This is a genomic window from Coleofasciculus sp. G1-WW12-02 (genome assembly GCF_040219735.1).
Lineage (GTDB): Bacteria > Cyanobacteriota > Cyanobacteriia > Cyanobacteriales > Coleofasciculaceae > Coleofasciculus.
This window is the reverse complement of record NZ_JAVJRX010000044.1, coordinates 40,594-51,642: the sequence shown is the minus strand read 5'-3', so window position 1 is coordinate 51,642 and position 11,049 is coordinate 40,594. Positions and strand designations below refer to the sequence as shown.

General features: G+C 46.1%; 3 protein-coding genes. All 3 read left to right on the top strand.

The window, feature by feature from the left end; translation table 11 throughout:
- Positions 1 to 181 precede the first annotated feature (181 nt).
- The 3 genes from RID09_RS07530 to RID09_RS07520 all read left to right on the top strand — a co-directional run bounded on the left by RID09_RS07530 (position 182) and on the right by RID09_RS07520 (position 10,977).
- Positions 182 to 2,947, top strand: a complete 2,766-nt coding sequence (locus tag RID09_RS07530) for a CHAT domain-containing protein (protein WP_446335331.1) — start codon at positions 182 to 184, stop codon at positions 2,945 to 2,947.
- A gap of 671 nt (positions 2,948 to 3,618) precedes the next feature.
- A complete protein-coding gene (locus RID09_RS07525; RefSeq protein WP_446335330.1) occupies positions 3,619 to 4,506 on the top strand; it encodes a DUF928 domain-containing protein in 888 nt (295 codons plus the stop codon).
- Between the two features lie 294 nt (positions 4,507 to 4,800).
- Positions 4,801 to 10,977 (top strand): two-partner secretion domain-containing protein, encoded by a 6,177-nt coding sequence (locus RID09_RS07520; protein ID WP_446335329.1) that lies wholly within the window; start codon positions 4,801 to 4,803, stop codon positions 10,975 to 10,977.
- The last annotated feature ends 72 nt before the right edge of the window (positions 10,978 to 11,049 follow it).

Sequence of the window (11,049 nt, the reverse complement as noted above, 5' to 3'; positions counted from 1 at the left end):
AGACGGAATGCAGAGCAAGCGGAAACGCACTTCTAGACGTGGTGAAAATCCACAGCGGAATCGTTCAACTACCGCTTCGTTGGACGTGGTGTATACTTGTGGCAACGAATGATTATAATTGTATACATTTTTATGAGCGGTGAACTAGAAATGATAAACTTCCCTATCTCCACGACAATTGATGAGTGCTAAAGGAAAAAGATTCAGGCAATTCCTAAAGTATCTAAGCTTAGTTGGTTTAACTGCTGTTTTGACGGTGGTGTTGGCGTGGAGAGATTTTCCCAGAGGAATGGGAATCCATGAGGTGAATGCAGCTATTCCCAATACTTCAGCGGTTCAGGTTTCTACCTCCAATTCGGCTGAATTGGTGCAAGGGGGTTTACAAAAATACCAGTCGGGCGAATTTGCCGCTGCTGTAACCGCTTGGAAACAAGCAGCGGATACCTTTGCTACTCAAGGAGATTCCCTGAATCAAGCCATGGTAATGAGCAATCTGGCGCTCGCCTATCAGCAATTGGGACAATGGACGCCAGCGAATCAGGCAATTGGGAATAGTTTACAACGGTTACAAACCGAAAAGGCGAGTCGCGATCGCACGACGATTTTGGCACAGGCGCTGAATACCCAGGGGAAGCTGCAACTGGCACAGGGACAACCGGAACAGGCGCTGAAGACGTGGGAGGAAGCCACAGAAACCTATCAGCAGGTGGAGGATCAAATTGGCGTGGTGCGTAGCTTGATGAATCAGGCGCAAGCCTTGCGAATTCTAGGGTTTTATCCGCGAGTTAGGGCGACATTAGAACAGGTGAACCAACGGTTGCAAAATCAGCCGGATTCGGCGATTAAGGCGGCGGGATTGTTGAGTTTTGGCGATACTTTGCGCTTAGTGGGTGACTTAGACGAATCGGAGACAGTATTACAGAAAAGTTTAGCTATTGCCCAAAATTTAGACGTATCCTCAGGGATAACGGCGGCGTTTTTAAGTTTGGGGAATACGGCTTACAGTCAGGGAAAATTAAAGGCGGCGATTGAGTTTTATCAGAACGCGATCGCGTCTTCTGTTTCACCCACCACAACCCTACAGGCGCAGTTAAATCAACTGCGTCTATTTATAGAACTAGAAAACTGGGCAGAAGCAAAAGCACTAACCCAGAAAATACAGTCCCAATTTGCTAATTTACCGACAAATCGTAGCAGCATTTATGCCCGAATTAATTTTAGCCAAAGTCTGCTGAAACTATGGCGTCATGAATCAGTGGTTGTAGGGGCGGGTTTTACTTCTAACCTTCCGCAGGAAACCGCTAACGTAACTAAACCCGCCCCATTCCCCATCCTAGGGGGGGGTTTGACTAATAACTTTTTTTGGAAAACCACTAACGTCACTAAACCCGCCCTGAACCCACAAACGGCGGCTCAAATTCTGACCATCGGAATTCAGCAAGCAAAGGAATTAGGCGATCAACGGGCTGAATCCTACACCTTGGGTTATTTGGGTCAGATTTACGAGTATATTCAACAATCGTCTGAAGCGAAAACGCTAACCGAGCAGGCGTTACTATTAGCTCAATCGGTCAATTCTCCCGATATTGCTTATTTGTGGCAATGGCAGTTAGGACGACTACTGAAAGCCCAAATAGACCGAGGAATTGCCGATGATTCCGCTATCAAGAGCGCCGTTGCGGCTTATAAAGAAGCGATTCACTCTCTCAATTCCCTGCGGAATGATTTGGTGGCGACGAATTTGGAGTTACAGTTCTCGTTTCGAGAGAGTGTGGAACCGATTTATCGCCAACTGGTTAGCTTACTGTTGCAACCCAGTGATAAAGACATTAATCAGGAGAATTTAGTTCAAGCCCGTGAGGTAATTGAATCGCTACAATTAGCAGAATTAGATAACTTCTTTCGTGAGGCTTGTTTGACGGCTCAACCGGAACCTGTTGACCAAGTTGATGCTAATGCGGCGGTTATTTATCCGATTATTTTACCGGATCGATTGGAGGTAATTGTTTCGATCGCCAACCAACCACTACGACATTATGCGACTTCCTTATCTCAGGCGGAAGTGGAAGACGTATTAAATCAAACCCGCCGTTCTCTCAGACGTGTGGCGAGCGATCGCGAACGATTACCCCTATTTAAACAACTATATAATTGGTTGGTGCAACCGATTGAGGCTGATTTAACCGCTTCTGAGATTAAAACCTTGGTGTTTGCCTTAGATGGTTCACTCAAGAGTATACCGATAGCAGCATTATATGATGGTCAACAATATCTAATTGAGAACTATAGTGTCGCGTTGACTCCCAGTCTGCAAATCCTGAAACCCCAACCCTTAACCCGCACCCCCATCAAGGTGTTAGTTGGGGGATTGAGTGAAGCCAAACAGAATTTTCCGCCGTTACCGGGTGTGGAGTCGGAGATACAGCAGATTCAGGCGGAGATTCCGGCGCAGGTGCTACTAAATCAGCAATTTACCAGCGCTGCGTTGCAACAAGAGATTAGTGCTGTGTCATTTCCGGTGGTTCATTTAGCCACTCATGGTCAGTTTAGTTCTAATGCTGAAGATACCTTTATTTTGGCGTGGGACGATCGCGTCAGTGTGAAACAATTGGCTGAAGTTCTTCAGGTGCGGGAGGACAGGAAACGTCAACCCATTGAATTGTTGGTATTGAGTGCTTGTCAAACCGCCGCAGGTGACAAACGGGCGGCGTTAGGAATAGCAGGAGTGGCGGTGCGATCGGGGGCGCGGAGTACATTAGCGACGTTATGGTCAGTGGATGATCAGTCTACGGCGATGTTGATGGTGAAATTTTATCAGGAATTGGCACAAGCCAATGTCACCAAAGCGGAAGCGTTGCGTCAGGCTCAATTAGCGCTATTGCAGGAGTCGAGATTCAGACATCCTTACTATTGGGCACCGTTTGTCTTACTGGGAAATTGGCTTTAAATAAGTTTGTAGTCAGGGAACCTTAGCCCTGTATTCTGGTCAACCCAACCTACAACCCAGAAAAAATGCGCCATAACGCACCACATTAGCAGATTTGTTACGCTTTGCTAACACACCCGACAGGCTCTAAGAAAGATAACCTGAAAAACCGCGTATAATTTAAGAAGAGGAGGATAAACGAAAAATTTTACTATTTATATAAAAAATTTCCTATTGACTTTACCCAAGATCTAGGGCAATAAGTAGATAAGATAAAGAATCGGATAAATTCCTTTGACGGTGCTTTATCATATATTTAAGGGTGCATAAATACTTATTCGGATCAACTTAAGGTGAAAGTTAGTCTCAAAAATGCTGACTAGGAAGGCTTCGCCTCTGCTGTCGATGAGTAGAGCAACTTAGCCTAAGTTTCCAGGGTTGAGCTGGAAATCTTGCTTTTCAGGGGTTTTAGCTGAAGTGGATAGGGAGAATAGTTTTTCCCCTTTACCTCGGACAAATTGACCTCTAGAAGATGCATCAATTTAACAAGTCGTTAGGATTAACTCTATTGATTTGAAAAAAATATAATTAGTCGAATGGATAATAGGGTGCTAAGGCTATAACCATTCAACCCAAAAACAGGTTCAATGGACGACATGAGTTCATGAATCAATTGTGATTAGGAGATGATCATGGTTTGGACAAAACTTCCTCAGTATCTTATGGTTCTCTCAGCCTCAGTGTTATTAGAACTAGGTATAATTCCTGGTTTCTTCATCGCGGCACAGGCACAAACCCGAACATCCTCTAATAGTCAGTCAAAACAGGTAATTTTTAAACCGAATCCCAACCAACCTGCTCCAGTGATAACCACAGGTGGAGGAAGGCGAATTCTGAAACCATGTTCAGGCGATCAAAGTGAGGCAAAAGAGACCACCACTGCATTTCAATCCCTAACGGTACTGATACCCTCTCCCTCTGTCTTGGATGCCCAACTATTAAACGAATCGGAGCCATCCCCGGTTGGGGTGAATTTCCAGTTAACGTTAACAGTATCAGAAAAACCGACATTTCTGGTTTATGTTCCTCCAATCTCTGCCCAAATCCTAGAACTGAAAGTGGAAGATGAGAAAGGTAAGCAAATAGGTGAGACGGCTCGCCTTAACTTAACAGAAACGCCAGGAATTTATCGCATTAGTTTATCAGAAACGACACCGCCTTTAGTAGTTGGCAATGATTATAAATGGTTAGTGTCGATACCCTGTCAAGTTAGTGGTCCCAATGATCCCTTTGTGGAGGGATTAATCCGCCGCGTCTCACCGGATTCAATCCTAACAGGTTCATTAGATCAAGTGACAGATTTGGAGCTAGTGGCGGTGTATGCTGAAGCTGGAATTTGGCAGGATGCAGTGGTCAATCTGGCGGCACTTCGCCAAACTCAACCGAATAACCCAGAGGTGGTATCGGCGTGGGAAAGTTTGTTGAAATATGCTGATTTAGAAGACATTACCAATGCACCATTAATATCAAATTTTGAAGACATACAGGTTAATGAAAACAATCCAGAGGAGCAGGAGTAACATGACAATCGAATGGTATGGCGTAGCTAATGTGATAGTAGGGGCGCACTGACCTTATTTTTCACGGTATGTGGCGCAACGAAGGGAAGTAAGTTTTGAGTGAGAGATTGGGAGATTTGTAGATTGTGTAGGGGCGGGTTTCACTACTATCTTTTCGGTTTCACCAAGATGTAACTAAACCCGCCCCGACTCAGGTTTATAGACTTCCCGTAAAAAGTTAAGCGCACCGACATGCGCCCGAAAAACCATGCCCTGTGCGTTCATAAAAAACGTAAAGCCATCAGGAAAACGACTATGAAAAACTTGATAAACCCCTTTTGGATTAGCAGCATTGCTCTCGGTTTTTGGGCAAATGTAACGACGGTATCGGCTCAAGTTGTACCTGATAATACACTTCCGGTAAATTCTCAGGTGACGGGGTGTCCGGTTTGCCTGATTGATGGGGGAACGGTGCGAGGGGTGAATCTGTTCCATAGTTTTGAGGAGTTTTCCGTACAGACGGGGGGTGAGGCATTTTTAAATAATGCCTTGGATATTCAGAATATTTTGGGACGGGTGACAGGTTCTGACTTTTCAGATATTGATGGGTTGATTCGCGCAAATGGTACAGCGAATCTATTTTTAATTAATCCCAATGGGATTGTTTTTGGGGAGAATGCGCGGTTAGATATTGGCGGTTCCTTTGTGGCTTCTGGCGCCAATAGTTTTACCTTTCCTGATGGCAGTGAGTTTAGTGCCACGAATCCCCAAGCGCCACCGTTGTTAACGATTAATGTGACACCCGGATTGCAGTATGGCACGCCACCGACGGGAGATATTAATCATCAGGGGAATTTAGCGGTAGAATCGGGACAAACTCTGGCGTTACACGGGAATCAAGTGACGAGTACTGGTTCTCTAACCGCACCAGGGGGAACGGTAATGGTGTTGGGAGAGAGAATTGGTTTATTGGACAGCGCTGAGATTGATGTGTCCTCTCAGATAGGCGGCGGAACAGTATTAATTGGTGGTTCCTTTCAGGGTCAAGGTACGATTCCCACAGCAGCGCGAACTGTGATTGAGCCGGATGTGACGATTAATGCTGACGCCTTAATCGAGGGAGATGGAGGTACGGTGGTTTTGTGGGCAGATGAGGTGACGGGGTTTTATGGAAATATTAACGCCCGTGGGGGAGTTGATGGCGGAAATGGGGGATTAGTTGAGGTATCGGGGAAGCAACATCTGATATTTCGTGGAAACGTGGATACCAGTGCAGTTTTTGGGTTAGCGGGGACGTTGTTGCTTGACCCGACAGATATTCGGATTGCTAATGGTAATGGGGATAGTGGGGTTGATGGTGAGGATAGTTTTGCCGGGAATAATTCGGGAGTGACGGGGGCGATTCTGAGTACGCCGTTGAGTGAGATTGATGATACAGCACCGACGACGATTTATGAGTCGGAGTTGGAAGGGTTGGCGGGGGATACGAATATTGTTTTACAGGCGACTAACGATATTCGGATTGATGATTTAGCTGATGATGCTTTAGACTTTGCGCCTGGGAGTGGGGGGATTGCATTAACGGCTGATGCAGATAGTGACGGGGTGGGTGCGGTGGTTATGGAGGACACTGGCGGAGATACCCTCAAAACCAATGGGCGGGATATTGTTATTAATGGTGCGAGTTTGACGTTGGGGAATATTAGCACCTCTTTAGTTACTGGAGGGGCAATTAATTTAAAAGCAGATGGTAATATCTCTACTGGTTCTTTGAACTCCTCCTCGTACTCGGACTTTAGGGATACCCAGAATGGGGGGGCAATCCGCTTGAGGGCGGGTGACGATATCACTTTTGGAGATAACTCAGATGTGAACTCTGGCTCTATCTCTTCTGGCAATAGCGGAAATGGAGGAGAGATCCACTTGAGTGCGGGTGGCGATATCACTTTTGGAGATAACTCAGAGGTGAACTCCTACTCTATCTCTTCTGGCAATAGTGGAAATGGGGGACAAATCCACTTGAGTGCGGGTGGCGATATCACTTTTGGGTATAGCTCAGATCAAAGCTCCTATGTGAGCTCTATCTCTATTGGCAATAGTGGAAATGGGGGTGAGATTCGCTTGAGTGCGGGTGGCGATATCACTTTTTTTGGGGATTGGTCACAGGTGGAATCCTTCTCAATGCCTTATGACGACTCTTCTGCTGATGGCAATGGTGGAAATGGCGGGGCGATCAGTTTGAGCGCAGGCAGTAATATCAATTTTTTTGGGGATTACTCAAGGGTGTACTCCTACTCCGACTATTTTTATGGCAATAGTGGAAAAGGGGGTGAAATCCGCTTGAGCGCGGGCAGCAATATCACTTTTTCTGGGTATGGGTCAGAGATAGCCTCTAGTTCGCGCTCTTATTCGGGGAATGCAGGAAATGGGGGTGAGATCCGCTTAAGTGCGAGTGGAGATATCACTTTTGATTCCGTGTATATGTCCTCCGATTCTTCCTCTTATTCGGGGAATGGGGGGAATGGGGGAGCTATTTCTCTCTCCTCTGACTCCGGTGATATCACTACCAACGGTTCTTTGAACTCTTACTCTTACTCTGGGAATGGGGGGAATGGGGGGGCGATTTCTCTTTCCTCTAACTCCGGTGATATCAATACCAACGGCGAATTGAACTCGTACTCGTATTCGGCTTCTGGGAATGCTGGAAATGGGGGAGAAATTTCCCTCATCGCTAGAGGTGGCGATATTATCGGAAATTCTCCTAACTCACTCGTGGCTTCCTTTGCCCTCTCTGAGGAAGGAAAAGCAGGAAGCGGTGGAAACGTGACGGTGGCAGCTCAAAATAACATAACGAACCTGGAAATATTAACTCTATCATCTTCTGCTCAAGCTGGAGATGTTGCGATAAAGGGGTTTGAGGATTTATCCGTGACGAATACCCGTATCCTCACTAGCAGGCGGGTAGAAGTGATGAACCCATGGTCTGGTAAAACCATAACCTTGGAAGTTGGTGGTCAAGGAGAATCCGGAGATGTCATTGTCACCAGTTTAGGCAATCTCACATTCAACGATAGTTCTATTGAAAGTGACACCAACGGTAGCGATAATGCTGGGAATGTCACCCTAACCAGCCCAGGTCTAGTCACGTTCAATAATAGTCAAGTTATTAGTAATACCAGCAACATCGGCAAGGCAGGAAATATCGCAATTAATGCCGGAAGTGGCATAACCTTCCAAGGTTTGTATTCCTACCAGGACACACCTCAACGCGGTGGAATATTTGCAGGAACTACTAACTTTGGTAATGCCGGAAGTATTACCCTCACCACCCCGGAATTAACTCTGCAAAACGGTGCCAACATCGCCACTACCACGGAAAATATTGGCAGTGCTGGAACTATTACTCTTCAATCCCATCCGAACGGAGAAAACCTCAATATTAACCTTGAACAGGATACTGCCATTTCTGCTTCCACCTCTAACCAAGGAATCGGAGGCAACTTAACGATCATAGCTCCCAACGCCGTAACGATTCAGGGACAAGGAACCATTACCACAGAAACCCTCGGCGCAGGTGATGCTGGCAATATTCAGATTACCAGCAACAATTTAGACATACAACAAACAGAACTGTCCACCTCAACCACAGGAACTGGAGACGCCGGAAACATTACCCTAGACACCTCCACCTTAACCGTTGCTAGGGGAGCAAAAGTTTTTGCCTTCACCAACGGTAGTGGCAATAGTGGCATCATTACAGTTAATGCCCCTACTGCTGTGAATCTCGGCATTGGTGTGGATGATTTTTCCCCGGTTCTGTCTGTAGAAACGAGTGACGCAGGCAAAGCTGGAAGCATTATTATTAATACTCCCACATTAACCCTCTCCGACACTGCCCGCATCACCGCCACCGCCACCGATACCGCCACTAATACAGAGGGAGGTGGCAGTATCACCTTAAATGCGTCCACCATGAATTTAGCCGGAATCGTGGGTGTCTTTGCCGAAACCGAGGGAAAAACCCCCGCCGGAACATTAACCCTGAAACCCTATCAAGAACAATCCACCCTAGACATTACCCTAGCGCCTGACTCCCAAGTATCAGCCTCTACATCTGGAAGTGGCAATGGCGGAGATTTAATCCTCAGTGCGCCGCAAGCGATTACCATTGCTGGACAGGGAAGGTTAGCGGTAGAAAGCAGGAGTACAGGGGATGCTGGCAGTGTATTAGTCACGACTCCTCAACTTACTTTAAAAGATGGCGTTGAACTGTCGGCGGCAGCTATAAGCAGTGGCAATGCAGGAGAAGTTCGTATCAATACCCAGCAGTTGAACCTGGAAAATGATGCAAAGATATTGGCATCAAATGTTTTCAGTAGCAGTGAAGGTATTATCCTAGAAGGGTTAGATACCTTGAGAGTTAGCAACAATAGTGCAATATCCGCCTCGACTCAAACCGGTGAAGCGGGAAGCTTAACCATTAATGCTGACTCCAATCCCGCTAATTCGGTGCAAGTGAGTGATAATAGTCGCCTATCCGTTGCAGCCACATCCGCAGGCGGTAAGGCTGGGGGTTTGACAGTTAATACTCAACAGTTAACCTTAAGTGAAAACTCGCAAATCTCAGCCTCCAACATTTCTGGAGAAAGCCAAGATATTGTTTTACAGGAATTAGAGAACTTAGAGCTAACCAACAACAGTGAAATATCAGCATCTACTCAGACAGGGACAGCCGGAAGTGTCAGTATTAATTCAGGAGAAAATCCGGTTGAGTCGGTATCTGTAAGCAACAGTAATCTATCCGTTGCGGCTACTGGAGAAGGCGGTAAGGCTGGGGGGGTGACGATTAATACTCAACAGTTAAGCTTGAATGCGCGATCGCAACTTTCTGCTTCTAACATTTCGGGTGTTAGCCAAGACATTATTTTACAAGGTTTAGAGAACTTAGAGCTAACCAACGGCAGTGAAATATCAGCATCCACCCAAACAGGGACAGCCGGAAGTCTCAGCATTAATCCAGGAGAAAATCCGGTTGAGTCGGTATTTCTCAACAACAGTCGCCTATCAGTGGAAGCCACAGGCGAAGGCGGTAATGCTGGGGGTTTGAGTGTTAATACTCAACAGTTATCTCTGGAGGAGCGATCGCAACTGTCCGCCTCTAACATTTCGGGTGTTAGCCAAGACATTATTTTACAAGGCTTAAACAACTTACAGCTAACCAACGATAGTGAAATATCGGCATCCACCCGAACAGGAACAGCCGGAAGTCTCAGGATTAATCCAGGAGAAAATCCAGTTGAGTCAGTGTCTCTCAACAACAGTCGCCTATCCGTTGAAGCTACCTCCGAAGGTGGTAAGGCTGGGGGGGTGACGGTTAATACTCAACAATTAACCTTAAGTGAAAATTCGCAGCTTTCTGCCTCTAATATTTCTGGTGTTAGTGAAAATATTACCCTAGAAGGCTTAAACACCTTAACCGTAAACAACAGTCTGATTTCGGCATCAACTCAAAGCGGTACAGCCGGAAGCTTAAGCGTCAATGCTTCTGAATCTGTAAACTTAAATGGAGTAGGTGGTTTATCGGTTGAAGCCACTCAAGGCGGTACAGCCGGTGACTTAACTGTTGACACAACTCAGATGTCTGTCCGAGATAGAGCAGCCGTAACCGTAAGTAGTCCCTCTGGACAAGCTGGAAACCTGACTATTCGGACAAACTCCCTACACTTAGAGCAAGGTCAACTCACCGCAGAAACCGGAACCAGTGGCGTAGAAGGTGGGGCAAATATCAGCCTACAAAACTTAGACACCTTACTCATGACCAATGAAAGCCTGATTTCTGCCAAAGCTTCTGGTGATGCCAATGGCGGTAATATTGACATAGAAAGCATTTTTCTTTTAGCCCTGCCCTCAGAAGGTGTTAACGGCAGTGATATTATTGCTAGTGCCCAACGCGGAGATGGAGGTCGTATTACCATCACCGGTGAAGGCATCTTTGGTATTGAAGAACGTCCCGCCATTGAGGGAAATCGTACTAATGATATTGATGCCAGTTCTCAGTTTGGCAACCCGGGTGAAATCACACTTAATGTATCCATTGACCCCAGTCGCGGACTGACTCAACTCCCCAGCACTTTAGTTGACCCCTCAGGACAAATTAACCGAACCTGTGCAGCTAGTAATCGTCAGAGTCAATTTACTGTTACTGGACGAGGTGGTTTACCTGAAAACCCAACGGATTTATTCAGTCCTGATTGGGTACAAGATGATTTGGGCACGGTGATATCCAGGGAAGAAAATGAGGAAACACAAGGACAAACAGACGGGAATAATTCTCCTATTTCCCATCCTCCCAAGCAGATTATTGAAGCCCAGGGGTGGATTATTGATGCTGAGGGAAATGTGGTGCTGACGGCTTATGTTCCTAATGGAACACCTCATGGCGGTTGGCAACATTCAGTCAATTGCCAGGTTTTGGAAACGGTATCTCAGTAGTTATAGCGGTTTGCAATAGGCGTGAGGTACAGAAAAAAGTTATGAGACCATTAAGAAATATTTAACTTTTTA